Origin of the sequence: Pseudomonas sp. MWU13-2517 (assembly GCF_023242545.1) — a bacterium.
Lineage (GTDB): Bacteria > Pseudomonadota > Gammaproteobacteria > Pseudomonadales > Pseudomonadaceae > Aquipseudomonas.
Genome location: NZ_JALMFA010000016.1, coordinates 55,985 through 75,227 on the forward strand (window position 1 = coordinate 55,985; position 19,243 = coordinate 75,227).

Sequence of the window (19,243 nt, forward strand, 5' to 3'; positions counted from 1 at the left end):
GTCATGCAGCGCTATCAGGCGGCTGGCATCGCTGGTTGGTTTTTCGCGGGCAAGCTCGCGCCTACAGGAGCAAATCCTCATGACCCAGCAACACCTGTTTCTCGGCATCGACTGCGGCACCCAGGGTACCAAGGCCATCGTCCTTGACGCGTCCAGCGGCCAGGTACTGGGCCTGGGCGCCGCCGCGCACACTTTGATCAGCGGCGCCAATGGCCGCCGCGAACAGCACACCCAGGAATGGCTGGACGCCTTTACCGAAGCGACCCACCGCGCCCTGCAACAAGCCGGTGTGGATGGTCAGGACATCCTTGGCATCGGTGTGTCCGGCCAACAACACGGCCTGGTATTGCTCGATGACCAGGGCCAGGTGCTGCGCCCGGCCAAGCTGTGGTGCGACACCGAAACCGCGCCGGAGAACGACCGTCTGCTGCACCACCTGGGCGGTGAAAGCGGTTCGCTGGAGCGCCTGGGCGTCGCCATCGCACCGGGCTACACCGTGTCAAAACTGCTCTGGACCCGCGAGCAGCACCCGGACATCTTCGCGCGTATCGCGCATATCCTGCTGCCCCACGACTACCTCAACTACTGGCTCACCGGGCGGGCCGTCGCCGAGTATGGCGATGCATCGGGCACCGGCTACTTCAACGTGCGCAGCCGCGAGTGGGATGTGGCACTGCTCAAGCACATCGACCCGAGCGGTCGCCTGGAACACGCCCTGCCGCAACTGATCGAGGCCGATCAAAACGTCGGCACCATCCTGCCTGCCATCGCCGAACGCCTGGGCATCAACCCCAATGCCATCGTCTCCAGCGGTGGCGGCGACAACATGATGGGCGCCATCGGCACCGGCAATATCGCCGCCGGGGTGATCACCATGAGCCTGGGTTCATCGGGCACCATTTATGCGTATGCCGATCAGCCCAACGTCAGCCCCCAGGCCGCTGTCGCCACGTTCTGCTCATCCAGCGGTGGCTGGCTGCCGTTGATCTGCACCATGAACCTGACCAACGCCACCGGTGTGGTTCGCGAGTTGTTCGACCTCGATCTGGCGGCGTTCAACACCCTGGTAGCGCAAGCGCCGATAGGCGCCGACGGCATCAGCATGCTGCCGTTCCTCAACGGCGAACGCGTGCCCGCCCTGCCCCACGCCACCGGCAGCCTGCATGGCTTGACCATGACCAACCTGACCCGCGCCAACCTGTGCCGCGCCGTGGTCGAAGGTACCACCTTCGGCCTGCGCTACGGCCTGGACCTGCTGCGCCAGACCGGCCTGCAAAGCCAAAGCATCCGTTTGATCGGCGGCGGCTCGAAAAGCCCGGTGTGGCGGCAGATGGTCGCCGATATCATGAACACCGAAGTGATCTGCACCGAACAAAGCGAAGCTGCGGCCCTGGGCGCGGCGATCCAGGCGGCGTGGAGCCAGTCCGGCGAATCCCTGGCCAGCCTGTGCGACAAATGCGTGAGCGTCGACCCGGCCAGCCGTACCTTGCCGGTGGCGGCGAGCGTCAGCGCCTATCAACAGGCTTACGAGCGCTATCAGCAGCTCGTGGCAACCCTTTAAGAGCGAACGACTATGTATCTGGTGTGTGGTGAAGCGCTGTTCGACTTTTTCAGCGAGGAAGATGCCGGCGGGCAGGCTTCCAAGGTCAACTACAAGGCGATTGCCGGCGGTTCGCCGTTCAACGTCGCGGTGGGGTTGCGCCGCCTGGGCATCGAGGCCGGCTTGTTCGGTGGTTTGTCCAGCGATTTCCTCGGCCGCCGTTTGTTGCAGGTGCTCAAGGATGAAGGGGTCAGCGAGCAGTTCCTGGTGGAGTTCGCCGCGCCGACCACCTTGTCGATGGTCGCCGTGGGCGCCAATGGTTCGCCCCAGTACAACTTCCGCGGTGAAGGCTGCGCCGACCGCCTGCTGGAAATCGCCCACCTCCCCGAGCTGGGCGCTGACATTCGCGGCCTGCATATCGGCTCGTTCTCCCTGGTGGTGCAGCCGATTGGCGACACCCTGCTGAACCTGGTCAAGCGTGAAAGCGGCAAGCGCCTGATCAGCCTCGACCCCAACGTGCGACTCAACCCGCAGCCGGATATCCAACTGTGGCGCGACCGCGTGGCGGAACTGGTCAAGCATGCCGACCTGATCAAAGTCAGCGACGAGGACCTGCATCTGCTCTACCCCGACCAGTCGCCGGAAAGCGTGCTGCAAGGCTGGCTGCAACACCGTTGCCAGTTGGTGTTCCTCACCCGTGGCGGCGATGGCGCCAGCGTCTTCAGCCGCCGGCATGGCAACTGGTCGCAACCGGCGGTCAAGGTGGTAATGGCCGATACGGTGGGTGCCGGCGATACCTTCCAGGCCGCGCTGATTGCCTGGCTGACCGAGCAGCAACTGGATTCAGTCGAGGGCCTGCAACAGCTCACGCGTGCACAGATCGATGCCATGCTCGGCTTTGCCATTCGCGCCGCCGCGCTGACCTGCGGCAAGACCGGGCCTGACCTGCCGTACCGCCACCAGCTTGGGTGAAGGTTTTGTCAGCCAGGCAAAAATTAATCGATGGTTAATCCCGCAGGTCGAGAGTGAAGTTGTACCCACTCTTTGCGGAGAACCACCATGAAACTGCGCACTTTGATGCTCGGCGCCACCCTTGCGCTGGCGGCTGTGTCAGGCCTGGCTCAGGCCGATGATCAAGCCGCCGCCGTCAAACCCGTGCCTTACCACTACGGCCTGCCGATGAACATCGACAAGGTCCTGGCCATGAATGAACCACGGACCGACGAATGCAAAGTTATCAAGGCGGATATCAAGTTTCTGGACAAGGCGGGCAAGGTCGAAGACGTGAGCTATCGCAAAATGTCCGAAGCCTGCGACTTCCAGAACTGAGGTGTTGAAACTACGAGGCCAGGCCCGCACAAATCGGAGTAACCTTGCGGGCTTGTCATAAGGCCGAAAGGATTCGCCATGCTGTTGAATTTCCGTACCCTCGCCACCTTCACCGCCCTGCTCTGCTTTGCCCTGGCGCTCGTCTGGGGCCTGCGCCCCGACCTGCTGCTGGGGTTATGGAGCGTCGAATACTCCAGTGCCACTGGGCTGGTGTCGCGTCGCAATGCCGCGCTGTTCCTAGGCATCGGCGTGATGTTCTACCGTGCCCGCCGTGCGCCCCCTTCTGACACGCGTAGCGCCCTGATCACCGGGTTCATCACCGGGTGCTTTGTGCTGGCGGTATTGGGGTTCAGTGAGTGGATCAATGGCAATGCGGGGCCAGGTATTCTGCTGGCGGTGGCAACAGAAACCGTATTGGGCCTGGCGTTCATCCAGGCCCACAGGTCTTCGGTGCCTTACTCTCAAGCGTCCAACTAGTAGAAGCCGCGCCCTCCCGCTCGTTGCAGGACGGGTGCATGGGTGTGCTTGAGGTCTTCGCGCAACCCGGTGATCAGGTTGCAAATGGCTCGACTGCTGTCGAGTTTGTCTGCGTTGATACCTTTGACTTCCAAATCCACCCGGTCGCGATCACGGTCGTCAAAGACCCTGATCGTCAACGAAGCATCTTCGGCTTTGGTGCACTCGCACCGTTTAGGCAGGAAACTTCCTTCAATAATGCTGCGAAGTTCTAATTCCGAAAGCATGACCAACCTCTCCTTTTATTTATGAGACTGCCAACTGCTGGTGGTGTGTCTGGCAGGCGTATCTCCTGCCACGTCTTGCCGACCCTGGAAGACGCTTACCTGTACCAGCCTACGCGGCAAACTCAACATGCGTTGTAACCATTCCTCATAAGCGCGCTACGGATTTATATAACTTGAAGTATCGGTTCTGAGCGTCGGGCTAATCGTCTTCGAAATGCTGTGATTAAACGTTTAACTCAGGCCTTTGTGTAAAACGACGTCTTGCGCCGCGACTCTTTCAGCAACATGTCGCAAACTATCAAAGTTGATGTTAGCCCCAGAATTAACCGCCACCAGGCTTTGACCGCGCACAGAACGTTGCTCGACATAACGCCGCAGGCCTGCAACTGCCAACGCGCCGGAAGGTTCGGTGATGGAGAGGGTATCGTCGTAGATCAGCTTGATGGCGCTGCACAGTTCGTCGTTGCTCACCGTGATGACTTCATCCACCCAATGGCGGCAGATCTCAAACCCATACGCGCCGATCTGCGCCACGGCCGTGCCATCGGCAAACCCATCGACCGTGGGCAGCACCACCCGCTCGCCCGCGCGCAGCGCGGCCAACAGGCAACTGGAGCCCTCGGGCTCGACGCCGATGATACGTACGTCGGGCCGCAGGTATTTCACGTACGCCGCGATGCCGGCGATCAAACCACCACCGCCCACCGGCACGAAGATCGCGTCCAACGGCCCCTGTTGCTGACGCAAGATTTCCATGGCGACCGTGCCCTGGCCCGCAATCACATCCGGGTCATCAAAAGGCGACACGAATGTGCAGCCCGATGCCTCGGCCAGTTGCAGCGCGTGGGCCAGGGCAAACGGGAAACTCTCCCCATGCAGCACCGCCTCGGCGCCGCGCGAGCGTACCCCCAGCACCTTCAACTGCGGCGTAGTGCACGGCATGACAATGCGCGCCTGGAGCCCCAGCTCTCGCGCCGCCAGCGCCACACCCTGGGCATGGTTCCCCGCCGACGCCGTCACCACCCCGCGTGCTTTCTGTTCGGCCGTCAGTTGCACCAGCTTGTTGTAGGCACCCCGGATCTTGAAGGAAAACGTCGGTTGCAAGTCTTCCCGCTTGAGCAGCACCTGGTTGCCCAGCAACGCCGACAGCGCCGGCGCCGGTTGCAACGGCGTGCACACCGCCAGGTCATAGACCGGCGCGGCGAGGATCTTTTTCACGTAGTGCTCAAGCAGTCCCGTGTCGGCGGATCGGGCGGCGCAGTGGGTACTCATGGGTGTCTCCTGGTGGGGGTGCGGAGCCCAGGAGTCGGAAAAACAAAACCCGCCTCCAGGGCGGGTTTGGGTACAGCCGTGCGCTATCCCGCCAAATGAGGAATGGCGGTAATAATGCTTGGCTGGCTGCGAAAGGCTTGAAATGTCATGTGACGAAACTAACCGCCGGCCCGCGACCAAGTCAATGGCCAAGCGCCATTTGGTGCCCGGGGGTTTACGATGGATATACGAAACGTATACGCTTTGTATATTCCTACCGCACAGTGAACACCATGGGCATCGTCAAGATCACCGACCAACTGCACGAACAACTGCGCCTGGCCAGCGCCGCGATGGATCGGTCCATCAACGCCCAGGCCGAATTCTGGATCAAGATCGGCCTGCTCGCCGAACTCAATCCCAACCTGCCTTACAACGAGCTGATCAACAAACTGCTGCTGGACAAGCCCGACCTGGTCCGAGGGCGCGCTTGATGATCAAGACTCCCGCACAACTGGCCGTCATGCGTGAATCCGGGCGCCTGCTGGCCCAGGTCTTCACCATGCTCGATGGGTTCGTCGCCGCCGGCCGCTCCACCCTGGAGCTGGACGCCGCCGTTGAAGCCTTCATCCGCAATGACCTCAACGCCCGTCCCGCCAGCCTGGGCCAATACGACTACCCCTTTTCCATCAACACCTCACTCAATGAGGTGGTGTGCCATGGCATGCCCAGCGCCAAGGAGATCCTCAAGGACGGTGACATCATCAACATCGACATCACCCTGGAAAAAGGCGGCTTCATCGCCGACTCCAGCAAGATGTACATGATCGGCACCGTCGCCCCCAAAGCCCGACGCCTGGTCGAGATGACATTCGAAGCCATGTGGGCCGGCATCCGCCAGGTCAAGCCCGGCGCTCGCCTGGGCGATATCGGCCATGCCATCCAGAGCCACGCGCAAGCCAACGGCTACAGCGTGGTGCGCGAGTATTGCGGCCACGGCATCGGCCGGCAGATGCATGAAGAACCGCAGATCCTGCACTTCGGCCGCCCCGGCACCGGACTGGAGCTGCGTGAAGGCATGGTGTTTACCATCGAACCGATGCTCAACCAGGGCAGCGCGAAGGTGCGCAACCTGAAAGACGGCTGGACGGTGGTGACCAAGGACAACAGCCTGTCGGCGCAGTGGGAACATACCGTGGCGGTAACGGCGGATGGGTTTGAGGTATTGACGTTGCAGCCTAACGGTTGAGGGGGGCTGGGCGCTTCGATTGCGCCCCTTCCACCTGTTTGACGGGGATCGATACTAAACACTGCCGTTACCAGACCTGCCCCTGACGCTTCAACTCCAGGCGCCGCACGAACTCCTCCAGCACCAGGCCATAGAGGTCGTCCTGCAAATAGGCATCCTCGATGCCTGCATCCAGGTTGGGGTTGTCGTTGACCTCGATCACCACCACCTTGTCGCCGGACTGTTTGAGGTCGACGCCGTAGAGGCCATCACCGATCAGGTTGGCGGTTTTCACAGCCAGGTCCACCACCGCCTTGGGTGCTTCGTGAACCGCCAGGGTGCGACACTCGCCGTTGATGTCCTGGCCGATGGCCTTGTGGTTGTAGATCTGCCAATGGCCCTTGGACATGAAGTATTGGCAGGCAAAGATCGGCTTGCGGTTGAGTACGCCGATGCGCCAGTCGTACTCGGTGTAGAAGAACTCCTGGGCCAGTAATAGCACCGAATGCTCGAATAACTGGGCGGTGGCCTTGAGCAATGCCTCCTGGCTTTCCACCTTGATCACGCCTCGTGAGAAGCAGCCGTCGGGAATTTTCAACACCAGCGGGAAGCCCAGGCGTTCGCCGACCCGCTCGAAATCCTGCGGTCGTTCCTTGTAGAGGATTTCGGTGGCGGGCATGCCCAATTGATGACTCTTGAGCAGGTCGGTGAGGTAGACCTTATTGGTGCAGCGCAGGATCGATGCCGGATCGTCCATCACCACCAGCCCTTCGCTCTCGGCCTTTTTGGCGAAGCGATAAGTGTGGTTGTCGACACTGGTGGTCTCGCGAATCAGCAAGGCATCGTATTCGGCCAGGCGCGAATAGTCTTTACGCTCGATGAGTTCCACATCAATCCCCAGGCCCTTGCCGACCCGCACGAAATTATCCAAAGCGCGGGCGTTGGACGGTGGCAGTTGCTCCTGGGGATCGTGGAGGATGGCCAAGTCATAACGCGCCACGCGACGTGAGCGCGGTTGGCGCCAGATCTTGCGGCTGTAGTTGTCGAGGGCGTGGGCGAACTGGTCTTCCTGGTCATCGCGCAACTTGTGCAACACGCCGGACTTGACCCCTTCGATATGCCAACCGTTATTTTTGCGAAATTCAACTAACAGAATCGGACATGGAAACGCTTCAAACAACTGCCGCGCCAATTCCTGCAAGGCTTCTATATGGGTTCGGCCAAAGTAAAGCGTCAGGGTAAAGCCTTCGGTACTGCTATAAAGATGATGACTCAAGGCTTTATCGAGGGTTTTATCCAAGTTGTCCAGGGACAAGCCATACAACGACTTCCTGGTCAGTTCACTGATGGTGCGCACCGATGGAATCACCTTGTGCCCACGCGCCTCCGCCAGCAGCGAGCAGTAGTAACCGTGCCCCAGGTACTTGTAGCCACGGCACAGATTGATGACCTGCACGCGCTTGCCCGTCTCGCTTTCACGGGTTTGCTCCAGGTATTCCTGAGCGGTGACGATGTCTTCGCTGGGAAAGTAGGAGGCCCAATCTTCCTTACGCTCGACAATGATTACAACTTGGCTTGGGCGTCTGGGCGAGGTCGAAAAATAACCGTTGGAAGTTATTGTCGCCGCGACGCTTTGCTCGGATACTTCACGCCAATGACTTTGTACCGCCGACATAATAATTGATCCGCTTTAGAGAACTCGACCTTTTCTATTAAGCATGATCTTTTAGATAAGTCCCGTTTCGTTACGCAACTTTTACGGCGGTCATATGACTCTTTCTTTTCGCGTTGCAACCCCTGCTGACATACCCGGATTGATGGTACTGGAACAACACTGCTTCACTACCGACCGGCTTTCGTCACGCAGTTTCCAATGGATGATCAACCGCGCGCATGGGCGGTTGTGGGTCGCGGAACGTGACGGGCAATTGCTCGGCTACGCGCTGCTGTTGTTCCGGCATGGCAGCTCTCTGGCGCGCCTGTATTCCATTGCCGTCGCCCAGGCTGCGCGCGGAGGCGGCCTGGGCTTGCAATTGCTGGCACGCATGGAGGGCTGCGCGCTGGAGCATGGCTGCACCGCCCTTCGCCTGGAAGTACGCACCGACAACCCCGTTGCCCTCACCTTGTATGAGCGCAATGGTTATCGGTGCTTCGCCCTCATCGATGACTACTACGCGGACCACACCGCCGCCCTGCGCCTGGAAAAGTCGTTGCTCACGCCACCTGTTTGACGCCGGCCTTGGCCTCCAGCTCGCGTACCAGCGGTAAGACGCGCTTGCCGAAGTACTCGACCTCCTCCTGGAAGTGCAGGAAACCGGCCAGCACCAGGTCCACGCCCACGGCCTTGAGCGCAACAATGCGCTCGGCGATTTGCTGTGGCGTGCCGATCAGGTTGGTCTTGAAGCCGTCGTTGTACTGCACCAGGTCTTCAAAGCTGGACTTGGCCCAGTTGCCCTCGCCCTCCGGTGACGCTTTGCCTGCCTGTCTGGCGGCATCGCCAAAAGCATGCACCGCTTGCGAATCGGCTTTGTCGATAATCTCCGCCAGCACGGCGTGGGCTTCTTCTTCGGTATCGCGGGCGATCACAAAGGCATTCACGCCGATTTTCACCGAATGATTATTCGCGGCGGCCTTGGCGCGAATGTCATCGACCTGGGCCTTGATGCCTTCCGGGGTATTGCCGTTGGTGAAGTACCAGTCCGACACTCGCGCCGCCATGTCCCGAGCGGCGCGCGAGCTGCCACCCTGAAACACTTCCGGCTGGCCGAGGGGCTTGGGTTTGAGGGTGTAGTTGTTGAAACGGTAGAAGTCGCCCTTGAAGGTGAAGTCGTCCTGGCTCCAGATGCCTTTGAGGGCGCGGATAAACTCCTCGGAACGGCGGTAGCGCTCATCGTGCTCCAGCCAGTGCTCGCCAATGGCCTGGAACTCTCCCTTGAACCAGCCGCTGACGATATTCACCGCAATACGGCCGTTGGTGAGCTGATCGATGGTCGCCAATTGCTTGGCCGCCAACGCCGGTTGCCAAGGACCGGGCAGGATCGCGGCGATCACCTTGAGCCGGGTAGTGGCCGCCAACAGGGCATGGCTGAACGCCACGGATTCGTGCTGGTTTTCCGCACCATACCCGGCCGTAAAACGAATTTGCGTAAGGCCGTACTCAAAGCCGGCCGCCTCCGCCAACTGCGCCAGTTTGCGGTTGTAGTCGATGCCCCAGTGGGTGCGTTGTTCGATCTTGCTGACCACCAGCCCACCACTGACGTTGGGCACCCAATAGGCAAATTTCACGGCTTGCTGACTCATCTGGCTGTACCTCACACAAGGGGATGTAGGAGGGCTTGAGCAGCAAACATGCCAGGCCGAGGCAAAGGCCCGTGCTACAAGCGTTGCAACGCATAATCCGCGGAGGGAGCGCCAGGTTGCGGATGGGATGGAACCCGCCGTTTTGTCGATCCGCTGTTGCTGGAGCAACAGTGAACCGCAGCCATTACCCCGCAAACACTGGCCCGGAGACCCGGCACGGACTGTGCAATCCCCCCAGCACCTGATCACTGCCAAGGAGCTGTCTCCATGACTGAGCAACACATCATCAACCCGCTGTCCGTCGGCGTCGACTACCCCACCTTGGCCGCGCGTTTCCGGCCGATTTTCCAGCGTATCGCCGAAGGCGCGGTTGAGCGCGAACACACTCGCACCCTGCCCTATGAGCCGATCCGCTGGCTCAAGCAAGCCGGCTTCGGCGCCGTGCGCGTACCGGTGGAATACGGCGGTGGCGGCGCCTCCTTGCCGCAGCTGTTTGAGTTGCTGATCGAACTGGCCGCCGCCGATTCGAATGTGCCCCAGGCCCTGCGCGGGCATTTTGCCTTTGCGGAAGATCGCTTGAACGCCGCACCGAGTGCCGGTCGCGACCTGTGGTTCAAGCGTTTCGTCGACGGTGACATCGTCGGTTGCGCCTGGACGGAAATCGGCAATGTGGCGATCGGTGATGTGGTCACTCAGGTCAGCCCCGACGGTGACAAATGGAAGCTCAACGGTGAAAAGTTCTACAGCACCGGCAGCATTTTCTCGGACTGGATCGACGTATACGCCCAACGCAGCGACACCGGCGCCGATGTGATCGCCGCCACCCGCACGCAGCAGCCGGGCGTGGTGCAAAGCGATGACTGGGACGGCTTCGGCCAGCGCACCACCGGAAGCGGCACCACGCGGTTCAGCGATGCGGTGGTGGAAGCCGACAATGTCATCGACTTTTCCACCCGCTTCAAATATCAGACGGCGTTCTATCAGCTTGTCCTGTTAGCCAGCCTGGCCGGGATCGGCCAAGCGGCGCTGGATGACGTGGCCCATCAGGTGCGCAGCCGCAAGCGAATCTACAGCCACGGCAATGCGGATCATGTCAGCCAGGATGCGCAGGTTCAGCAAGTGGTGGGTGAAGTCGCGGCGCTGGTATACGCCGCCAGGGCCAGCGCCTTGAAAGCCGCAGTACCGGCCCAACGGGCGTACCTGGCGCGATTTGCGGGAGACGAAGTGGCCGAGCGTGAAGCCAACGTGGCGGCGGAGATTGAATCGGCGACGGCACAGGTGGTGGTGTCGACATTGATCCAGCGTGCCACCACCGAGCTGTTCAACGCGCTGGGCGCGTCGGACGTACGCCAGGGCAAGGCCCTCGACCGGCATTGGCGCAATGCGCGCACCGTGTCGTCCCACAACCCGGTGATCTACAAGGCGCGGATCGTCGGCGATTGGGTGATCAATGGCACAGAGCCGCCGTTCGTGTGGCAAATCGGCAATGGCCCGGCCAAGGCTAACGGCTGAGTGCAGTCAAAACACACTGTGGGAGAAGCGTGCGACGATTGGACGGGCTCCCTCCCACATGGGTGTGGGCTGTTTTTTAAAAGGCCAGCTTGTAGCCGATGCTCATCAACATGATCGCCAGGCAGGGGCGCAGCACGCCGTCGGGGACTTTGCCGGTCATGTGGCTGCCCAGGTAAATGCCCGGCAGCGAGCCCATCAGCAGGAAGCCAAGCAGGTGCCAGTCCATGTTGCCCATGCTGGCGTGGCCCAGGCCCGCCACCAGGGTCAGCGGCACGGCGTGGGCGATCTCGGTGCCGACCAGACGCCGCGTGGCCAGGAATGGGTAGAGGATGAACAGCGCAACGGTGCCGAGGGCGCCGGCGCCGATGGAGGTCAGGGCAACCATGGTGCCGAGGATGGCGCCGGTCACCACCGTCAGCACGTTCAGGTTGCGCGGGCTCATGTGGTAGTCGTCGCCCGCATGGCGCTGGGCGAAGGCCAACAGGCTTTTCTTGAACAGAATCGCCAGGGCGGTCAGCAACAGCACCACGCCGAGGGCCTGTTTGATCACCGCGTTCATCGCACTGGGGTCGGTGTGCAGGCTGGCGAGAAACCACAGGGTCAGCAGCACGGCCGGCACGCTGCCCAGGGTCAGCCAGCCGGTGATGGTCCAGTCGATATTCCTGTTCTTGCTGTGTACCAGCACACCACCGGATTTGGTAATGGCGGCGTATAACAGGTCGGTACCCACGGCCGTCGCCGGGTTGATGCCGAACCACAGCAGGATCGGCGTCATCAGCGAACCACCGCCCACACCGGTCATGCCAACGATAAAACCTACAATCAGGCCAGCAACGACAAACCCCACATTACCCACATCCATTACAGCTACCTGTGACCTTATAAATTTCTGGCGGCAGGATAGCGATTTTTCTTATAACGACTTATACCAATATGATCTGACTTTATGCCTTTTAGCTTAGCCGGAGGCACCGATAGGCTTGGGTCTGGTACGGGAAAGCCACGGTATCGCGCCCTTGCAAGGCCGGGTGCGTATCGATCAGCGCCTGCAACTGGGCGGTGACCTTGGCCTTTTCTGCATCGGGCAGCGCAGCGATGAAGCTCACCGACAGAAAGCGGTCCATGATCACTTCCTGCGGGCTGCCCACATGCTGATAGGGAAAACAGGTGACTTCGGGTGCGGAAAAATACTCGCCGGTGAACGCTTCGCGCCAACGCCCGGTATGAAAGCGCGGTGTGTCACCCTCGTAGGGCGTGATGATTGCGGTCATCGCGGCGACCCAGTCCACCGACTCATCGCGCACATTCCACACCAGCCCCAGGCGCCCTCCGGGCTTGAGCACACGGTGGATCTGCGCCAGCGCCGCTTGCGTCGAGAACCAATGAAACGCCTGGGCACAAACCACGACGTCGGCAGTGGCGGCCCCCAGCGGGATGGATTCGGCGGTGCCTTCCAGCAGGCGGACATCGGGCAACACCTTGGCCAACTGCGCCGCCATGGCCTGGACCGGCTCGACGGCGATCAGCGCCGGCGTCAGGGTGCTGAGCAAACGTGTGAACTTGCCGGTGCCGGCGCCCAGGTCGATCACCGTCGACTGTGCCTCAACACCTAACGCCTCGGCGAGCCAGCCGAGGAGTTGCGGTGGGTAGTCGGGCCGACCCTGGGCGTAGGTGACGGCCTGGGTAGAAAAGCCCTGCAGGGCAGACGCATGAACATCGGTCATTATCCAGCGCTCCTCAGTCGGATCGGGGAGCCTGATTATGCGCCTGCCGCCGGCAACCACAACCGGAACCGTGCACCGCCCAACGGTGACGCCAACGCAGTCAACGTACCGCCCTGGGCCTCGGCCGCGCGCCGACTGATGGCCAATCCCAGGCCGAAGCCGCCGGTAGCACGATCACGGCTGCGGTCCAGGCGGTAGAACGGCTCGAAAATGCGCTCGCGCTGGTCCAGCGGGATGCCGATACCGTCGTCATCCACACAGATTTCACAGCCCTTTGGGCACACCTTGACGCCGACCTGAATGCGCTTGTCGCAATAACGCGTGGCGTTGCGCAACAGGTTCTGCAAAGCCCGGGCGGTCAGGCGCGGGTCGAGGACGAAACGCTCGACAGCGCAGTCCAGCGCCACGTCGATGACAATTTCGGGGTTTTCCATTTCGTCGTCGACACTGCCCAATACGCTGTCGATGAACTCGTCGAGCACCACGTCCACCCGTTCGGGCAGTTGTGCCGGGTTTTGCAGGCGACTGTAGGAAAGCAACTCCAGCACCAGGTCATCCAGCTCGCGTATGTGCGCCACCAGGCTTTGCAGGCGCTCTCGGCTGGCCTGGGGCAAGTCTTCGGACAACGCCAGCGCCAGGCCGAAATCCAGGCGCGTGAGCGGCGTGCGCAGTTCGTGGGAGACCGCATTGAGCAGGTCGCGCTGCTGGTTGAGCAAGTGTTCGATGTCATCGGCCATGGTATCGAACACCGACGCCAGGCTGCCGATGTTGGAACTGGGCGGAATGCGCGTACGCTCACTGAGGTTGCCCTGGCCCAAGTGCGCAGCCGTGGTTTTCAGGCGCTCCAGGTCACGCCAGTGCGGGCGCAACCATACCAGCAGGCAGGCCAGCAGCGCGGCGCCGACCAACACATTCATCGACCAGTACAACAGATTCATGTCCAGCGGGTCGGGCGGAACGATCAGCTTGACCACGAATTGCTGGTTGATCGGTGAACTGACATCCGCTACCCACCCCCACTCCCCCAGGCGGATCACCGGCTTGCCCTGCTCGAGCAGCTTCTCTTCTTCGGGCGTATAGCTGGCGTCCTGGCGCAGCAGCAATTGCACCTTGAGCGGGGCAAAGTCCCGGCCAAGCTGCTCGGTGACCTGCGACCAGCGCTCCACCGGCGCCCGCAGGTATTGCTTGACGATGAGTGTTTGCTGGCCACGGGTCTGTTCGACGTTGTAGTCCATGTAGCGATGTTCGAACAGCTGGATGACCAGCTTGGGAATCAGGAAGATCGCCGCGCTGTAAGTAATGATGGTGATCAGGTAGAGGCGAATCAGCACACGGAACATGAATCAGCATTCCCACTCGGAACGGCTGAACAGATAACCCTTGCCCCACACCGTCTTGATCTTGCGCGCCTCACCGGCATGGTCGTCGAACTTGCGCCGCAGCTTGGAGATGGCCACATCCACCGAGCGGTCGGTGCCGTTGAATTCGATACCGCGCAGGCGTTGCAGGATCTGGTCGCGGCTGAGTACTTCGCCTGCATGCCGGGCCAGCACCACCAGCAGGTTGTATTCACCGCTGGACAGTTCCACGGGTTGCTCACGCCAGGTCACCGTGCGTTCGGACAGGTCGATGCACAAGTTGCCCATGACGATCTGGTCGTTGGCCATCTGAGGTTCGGACAGGCTGCTGCGGCGCAACAAGGTGCGGACACGGGCAAGCAGCACACGCGGCTCGCAGGGTTTGGTGACGTAATCGTCGGCGCCCATTTCCAGGCCCAGCACCTGATCGTGGCTGTCATCGCGGGCGGTCAGCATCAGGATCGGCAAACCCGCCGAGTCGGCCCGCAGCAGACGGCACACTTGCAGACCGTCGAGGCCGGGCAGCATCAGGTCGAGGATCACCAGGTCCGGCGGGTTGAGGCGCGCACGTTCGCGCACGTGGTCGCCACGACTGAGCACACTGACGTGGTAGCCATTGCGTTCCAGGTAGCTGGCAATCAGCTCCGAGAGTGCGGCGTCGTCTTCCACCAGGAGGATGTTGGGCATAAAGGTGTTTCCAGAAAATACAGTGATGGGTCGTACACAAATCCAATGTGGGAAGGGGCTTGCCGCCGATAGCGGTGGGTCAATGAAGAGCATTTCAACCGATACACCGCTATCGGCGGCAAGCGCCCTCCCACATTGGATCTCCAGTGTCGGCAAGGTTGTGCAAGGATATACGCCCTCGGCGCCCAGCGCGCCGCACCTTACATTTATTCACACACACGCTACACAGCTTCACAGCACCCCGGCGCAGGTGACTTTAGGATGCAGCCGTCATTATTGGGATATGAGCATGTCGAAGAATCTGTTTGCGCCGTTTTGCCTGCTGGCCTTGACGCTGGCCCTTGGCGCTTGCGGCAAGTCGGCCGACGAAGCGCCGGAAATGCCATTGGCCAAAGTCCGCATCGAAACCCTGCAGGCCAAGCCTCTCTCCATTACCAGCGAGTTGAGCGGGCGCATCGCCGCGCCGCGGATTGCCGAGGTGCGCGCGCGCGTGGCTGGCGTGGTGATGCAACGGGTGTTCAAGGAAGGTCACGACGTGAAGCAAGGCGACGTGCTGTTTCGCATTGATCCGGCGCCGTTCAAGGCCGATCTGGACAGTGCCCAGGCCAACCTGGGCAAAGCCGAGGCCAATGCGTTCCAGGCCCGTTTGCAGGAACAGCGCTATAGCCAGTTGGTCGACAGCAACGCTATCAGCGCCCAGGACTACGACAACGCCCGCGCCAACTTGCGCCAGACCAATGCCGAAGTCGCCGCCAACAAGGCGGCCGTGGAGCGCGCCAAACTGAACCTGGGCTACGCCACCGTGACTGCGCCGATTTCCGGGCGCATTGGCCGCGCCCTGGTGACCGAAGGCGCGCTGGTCGGCCAGAACGAAGCCACGCCGCTGGCAGTCATCCAGCAACTGGACCCGATCCACGCCGACCTCACCCAGTCCACCCGTGAGCTGAACGACCTGCGTCGCGCCTTCCGTGCCGGCAGTTTGAAGCAGGTCGGCCAGGACCAGGCCAAGGCCACGCTGATCCAGGATGACGGCAGCCTGTACCCGCTGCCGGGCAAATTACTGTTTGCCGAAATCAGCGTCGACCCGGGCACCGGGCAGATCATCCTGCGCAGTGAGTTCCCCAACCCGGACCTCGACCTGCTGCCCGGCAGCTTTGTACGGGTGCGCCTGGAGCAGGCCGTCGACAAGCAAGGCATCAGCGTGCCGCAACGCGCCATTACCCGTGACAGTGCCGGCGTACCGATGGTGCTGCTGTTGGATGCCGAGCAGAAAGTCAGCCAGCAACCGGTGGAGTTGGGTGCCGTGATCGAGGACCGCTGGATCGTCAGCAGCGGCCTCAAGCCCGGCGACCGCATCATCGTCGAAGGGCTGCAACACGCGCGCCCCGGTGAAAAAGTCGAAGTGGATGACAGCCCTGCCTCGGGCCATCTCGTAAAGGAATAACCCGCCATGCCGCAGTTCTTTATTGACCGCCCGATCTTCGCCTGGGTGGTCGCCCTGTTTATCCTGCTGGCCGGCGCACTCGCCATCCCGCAGTTGCCGGTGGCGCAGTACCCGAACGTTGCGCCGCCGAAGGTGGAAATCTACGCGGTGTACCCGGGCGCCTCGGCCCAGACCCTGGATCAGAGTGTGGTCAGCCTGATCGAGCAAGAGCTCAACGGCGCCGATCACTTGTTGTACTTCGAATCCCAGAGCAGCCTGGGCTCGGCCACCATCACCGCGACGTTCCAGCCGGGCACCAACCCGGAAATGGCCCAGGTGGACGTGCAGAACCGTCTCAAGGCGGTGGAGCCGCGCCTGCCGCAGGCGGTCACTCAGCAAGGCTTGCAGGTGGAGAAAGTCTCCGCCGGCTTCCTGCTGCTGGTGACTCTGACGTCCAACGACGGCAAGCTCGACGACGTGGCGCTCAGCGATTACCTGGCGCGCAACGTGATGAACGAACTCAAGCGCCTGGACGGTGTGGGCAAGGCCCAGCTGTACGGTGCCGAACGTGCCATGCGAATCTGGATCGACCCGCAGAAGCTGATCGGCTTCAACCTCACGCCGGCCGACGTCAACGCCGCGATCAGCGCGCAGAACGCCCAAGTCTCGGCGGGCAGCATTGGTGACTTGCCGGGAACCAACACCCAGGAAATCACCGCGGCGATTCTGGTCAAGGGCCAACTGTCGACGCCGGCCGAGTTTGCCGACATCGTGCTTAAAGCCAACCCGGACGGCTCCACCGTGCGCATCGGTGACGTGGCGCGGGTGGAAATCGGCAGCCAGGAATACCAGTTTTCCACCCGCCTGAACGGCAAGCCGTCCACGGCGGTCAGTGTGCAGTTGTCGCCGGGCGCCAATGCGCTGAAAACCGCGACCCTGGTGCGGGCGAAGATGGACGAACTGTCGCGTTACTTCCCGGCCAATGTGGAATACAAGATCCCTTACGACACCTCGCCGTTCGTCAAGGTCTCGATCACTAAAGTGGTCTACACCTTGCTCGAAGCCATGGCGCTGGTGTTTGCGGTGATGTTCCTGTTCCTGCAGAACGTGCGCTACACCTTGATCCCGACACTGGTGGTGCCGGTCGCCTTGATGGGCACCTTCGCGACGATGCTGTTGCTGGGGTTCTCGATCAACGTGCTGACCATGTTCGGCATGGTGCTGGCGATCGGCATCCTGGTGGACGATGCGATTGTGGTGGTGGAGAACGTCGAGCGCATCATGGCCACCGAGGGCCTGTCACCCAAGGAAGCGACGCGCAAGGCGATGGGTCAGATCACGGGCGCCATTGTCGGCATCACCCTGGTGCTGGTGGCGGTGTTCCTGCCGATGGCGTTCATGCCGGGTTCGGTGGGGGTGATCTATCAGCAGTTCTCGCTGTCGATGGCCACCTCGATCCTGTTCTCGGCGTTTCTTGCCCTGACCTTGACGCCCGCCTTGTGCGCGACCCTGCTCAAGCCGGTCGCCAAGGGCGAACACCCTGCCAAGGGCGGTTTCTTCGGCTGGTTCAACACGCGTTTCGAGCGCCTCACGGACCGCTACGAAGGCTGGGTGGCCTACGCACTCAAACGCAGCGGCCGCTATATGCTGATCTACCTGGTATTGCTGGTGGGCCTGGGGTGGATGTTCAGCCGCCTGCCCTCCTCGTTCCTGCCGGTGGAAGACCAGGGCTACACCATCACCGATATCCAGTTGCCACCGGGTGCGAGCAAGAACCGCACGGTGCAGGTGGCCGAGCAGATCGAAGCACACAACGCCGAGGAGCCGGGGGTGGGTGATACCACCATGATCATGGGCTTCAGTTTCTCCGGTTCCGGGCAAAACGCTGCGCTGGCGTTTACGACGCTCAAGGACTGGTCGGAACGTGGCAGCGATGACTCTGCCGCATCGATTGCCGAGCGCGCCAACATGGCCTTCACCGAGCTCAAGGACGCCATCGCCTACGCGATCCTGCCGCCACCGGTAGACGGCCTGGGCACCTCCAGCGGTTTCGAATTCCGCTTGCAGGACCGTGGTGGTGTCGGCCATGCCGGGTTGATGGCGGCACGCACCGAACTGCTGGCGGCGGCCGAAAAAAGCCCGATCCTGGCCAACGTGCGCGAAAGCGCCCTGGCCGAGGCGCCTCAGGTGCAGCTTCAAGTGGACCGCAAGCAGGCCAATGCCCTGGGCGTTTCGTTTGCCGACATCGGCAACGTACTGTCCTCGGCCATCGGCTCGGCTTATATCAACGACTTCCCCAACCAAGGCCGCATGCAGCGGGTGGTGGTGCAGGCCGAAGGCGACCAACGCAGCCAGGTGGCGGACTTGATGAAGATCAACGTACGCAACAACGCCGGGAAGATGGTGCCATTGTCGGCCTTTGTCGAAGCCAAGTGGACCCAGGGCCCGGCGCAGTTGACGCGTTACAACGGCTACCCGGCCATCGCCATCAGCGGTGAGGCGGCGCCCGGTCACAGTACCGGCGAAGCCATGGAGGAGATCCAGCGCCTGGTCAGTCAATTGCCGGCGGGCCTGGGCCAGGAATGGACAGGCCTGTCGTTACAGGAGCGCCTGTCCGGCTCCCAGGCACCGCTGCTGCTCGGCCTGTCGTTGCTGATCGTGTTCCTATGCCTGGCGGCGTTGTATGAAAGCTGGTCGATCCCGGCCTCGGTGTTGCTGGTGGTGCCGCTGGGTGTGCTCGGCGCGGTACTGGCCGTGTCCTTGCGTGGCATGCCCAACGATGTGTTCTTCAAAGTGGGCCTGATCACCATCATCGGCTTGTCGGCGAAGAACGCGATCCTGATCATCGAGTTCGCCAAAGAGCTGTACGAGCAAGGCGAAGATCTGATCGACGCAACCTTGAAGGCAGCGCGATTGCGCCTGCGGCCGATCATCATGACGTCGCTGGCGTTCATCCTCGGCGTAGTGCCGTTGGCGATTGCCACGGGGGCAAGTTCGGCCAGCCAACAGGCGATCGGTACCGGAGTGATCGGCGGGATGATCACGGCGACACTGGCGGTGGTGTTTGTGCCGGTGTTCTTTGTGGTGGTCATGAAGGGGATGGGGAAGCGTAGCCGCTAGCTGCAAGCTTCAAGCGGCAAGCGGCAAG

At 61.6% G+C, this 19,243-nt stretch carries 17 protein-coding genes and 1 pseudogene; 10 read left to right on the plus strand and 8 right to left on the minus strand.

Features of this window, described 5'->3' with window-relative positions; genetic code table 11:
• Positions 1-79 precede the first annotated feature (79 nt).
• The 4 genes from xylB to M5B97_RS22260 all read left to right on the plus strand — a co-directional run bounded on the left by xylB (position 80) and on the right by M5B97_RS22260 (position 3,346).
• Positions 80-1,561, plus strand: a complete 1,482-nt coding sequence (xylB, locus tag M5B97_RS22245; protein ID WP_123718832.1) for a xylulokinase — start codon at positions 80-82, stop codon at positions 1,559-1,561.
• 12 nt (positions 1,562-1,573) lie between these two features.
• Complete coding sequence (locus M5B97_RS22250) at positions 1,574-2,512, plus strand: carbohydrate kinase (RefSeq protein WP_123718831.1); 939 nt, start codon at positions 1,574-1,576, stop codon at positions 2,510-2,512.
• 87 nt (positions 2,513-2,599) lie between these two features.
• On the plus strand, positions 2,600-2,869 hold the full coding sequence (locus M5B97_RS22255; RefSeq protein ID WP_123718830.1) for a DUF2790 domain-containing protein: 270 nt from the start codon (positions 2,600-2,602) through the stop codon (positions 2,867-2,869).
• Positions 2,870-2,947: 78 nt separating this feature from the next.
• Entirely contained in the window at positions 2,948-3,346 is a 399-nt protein-coding gene (locus M5B97_RS22260; protein WP_123718829.1) for a hypothetical protein, read from the plus strand.
• Here M5B97_RS22260 and M5B97_RS22265 read toward each other — a convergent pair.
• Positions 3,343-3,612 carry a DUF1652 domain-containing protein gene (locus M5B97_RS22265; RefSeq protein ID WP_123718828.1) on the minus strand — a complete coding sequence of 90 codons (270 nt, stop codon included), beginning with the start codon at positions 3,610-3,612 and terminating at the stop codon, positions 3,343-3,345. The two genes, M5B97_RS22260 and M5B97_RS22265, sit on opposite strands and share 4 nt — an antisense overlap.
• Positions 3,613-3,843: 231 nt before the next feature.
• Entirely contained in the window at positions 3,844-4,884 is a 1,041-nt protein-coding gene (gene ilvA / locus M5B97_RS22270; protein ID WP_248732667.1) for a threonine ammonia-lyase, biosynthetic, read from the minus strand.
• A gap of 272 nt (positions 4,885-5,156) precedes the next feature.
• On the opposite strand from ilvA, the gene M5B97_RS22275 reads away from it, so the two are divergent.
• Together M5B97_RS22275 and map are read left to right on the plus strand one after the other, a co-directional pair.
• Positions 5,157-5,357, plus strand: coding sequence for a ParD-like family protein (locus M5B97_RS22275; RefSeq protein WP_123718826.1), 201 nt, complete (start codon positions 5,157-5,159; stop codon positions 5,355-5,357).
• Complete coding sequence (gene map / locus M5B97_RS22280) at positions 5,357-6,112, plus strand: type I methionyl aminopeptidase (RefSeq protein ID WP_123718825.1); 756 nt, start codon at positions 5,357-5,359, stop codon at positions 6,110-6,112. Before M5B97_RS22275 ends, map begins: the two co-directional genes overlap by 1 nt.
• 67 nt (positions 6,113-6,179) lie before the next feature.
• On the opposite strand, the gene M5B97_RS22285 is transcribed toward map, so the two are convergent.
• Positions 6,180-7,766, minus strand: coding sequence for a RimK family protein (locus M5B97_RS22285; RefSeq protein ID WP_123718824.1), 1,587 nt, complete (start codon positions 7,764-7,766; stop codon positions 6,180-6,182).
• 94 nt (positions 7,767-7,860) lie between these two features.
• Here M5B97_RS22285 and M5B97_RS22290 point away from each other — a divergent pair.
• A pseudogene (locus M5B97_RS22290) lies at positions 7,861-8,307 on the plus strand (GNAT family N-acetyltransferase); the annotation flags it as partial.
• Here the strand turns inward: M5B97_RS22290 and sfnG are convergent.
• Complete coding sequence (gene sfnG, locus M5B97_RS22295; protein ID WP_123718822.1) at positions 8,306-9,391, minus strand: dimethylsulfone monooxygenase SfnG; 1,086 nt, start codon at positions 9,389-9,391, stop codon at positions 8,306-8,308. The pseudogene M5B97_RS22290 and the gene sfnG sit on opposite strands and share 2 nt — an antisense overlap.
• Positions 9,392-9,658: 267 nt before the next feature.
• On the opposite strand from sfnG, the gene M5B97_RS22300 reads away from it, so the two are divergent.
• Positions 9,659-10,903, plus strand: a complete 1,245-nt coding sequence (locus M5B97_RS22300) for an acyl-CoA dehydrogenase family protein (protein ID WP_123718821.1) — start codon at positions 9,659-9,661, stop codon at positions 10,901-10,903.
• A 76-nt stretch (positions 10,904-10,979) separates the two neighbouring features.
• Here M5B97_RS22300 and M5B97_RS22305 read toward each other — a convergent pair whose 3' ends face one another.
• From M5B97_RS22305 to M5B97_RS22320, 4 genes are all read right to left on the minus strand, one after another.
• Positions 10,980-11,765, minus strand: coding sequence for a sulfite exporter TauE/SafE family protein (locus tag M5B97_RS22305; RefSeq protein WP_123718820.1), 786 nt, complete (start codon positions 11,763-11,765; stop codon positions 10,980-10,982).
• Between the two features lie 91 nt (positions 11,766-11,856).
• Positions 11,857-12,627, minus strand: a complete 771-nt coding sequence (locus M5B97_RS22310; protein ID WP_248732669.1) for a class I SAM-dependent methyltransferase — start codon at positions 12,625-12,627, stop codon at positions 11,857-11,859.
• 35 nt (positions 12,628-12,662) lie between these two features.
• A complete protein-coding gene (locus tag M5B97_RS22315) occupies positions 12,663-13,967 on the minus strand; it encodes an ATP-binding protein (protein WP_123718818.1) in 1,305 nt (434 codons plus the stop codon).
• Between the two features lie 3 nt (positions 13,968-13,970).
• A complete protein-coding gene (locus M5B97_RS22320) occupies positions 13,971-14,672 on the minus strand; it encodes a response regulator transcription factor (RefSeq protein ID WP_123718817.1) in 702 nt (233 codons plus the stop codon).
• 289 nt (positions 14,673-14,961) lie between these two features.
• Between M5B97_RS22320 and M5B97_RS22325 the strand changes: the two genes are divergently transcribed.
• Together M5B97_RS22325 and M5B97_RS22330 are read left to right on the plus strand one after the other, a co-directional pair.
• Positions 14,962-16,116, plus strand: a complete 1,155-nt coding sequence (locus M5B97_RS22325; protein ID WP_123718874.1) for an efflux RND transporter periplasmic adaptor subunit — start codon at positions 14,962-14,964, stop codon at positions 16,114-16,116.
• A 6-nt stretch (positions 16,117-16,122) separates the two neighbouring features.
• Positions 16,123-19,215: an efflux RND transporter permease subunit gene (locus M5B97_RS22330; RefSeq protein ID WP_248732670.1), complete on the plus strand. Its 3,093-nt coding sequence runs from the start codon at positions 16,123-16,125 to the stop codon at positions 19,213-19,215.
• The last annotated feature ends 28 nt before the right edge of the window (positions 19,216-19,243 follow it).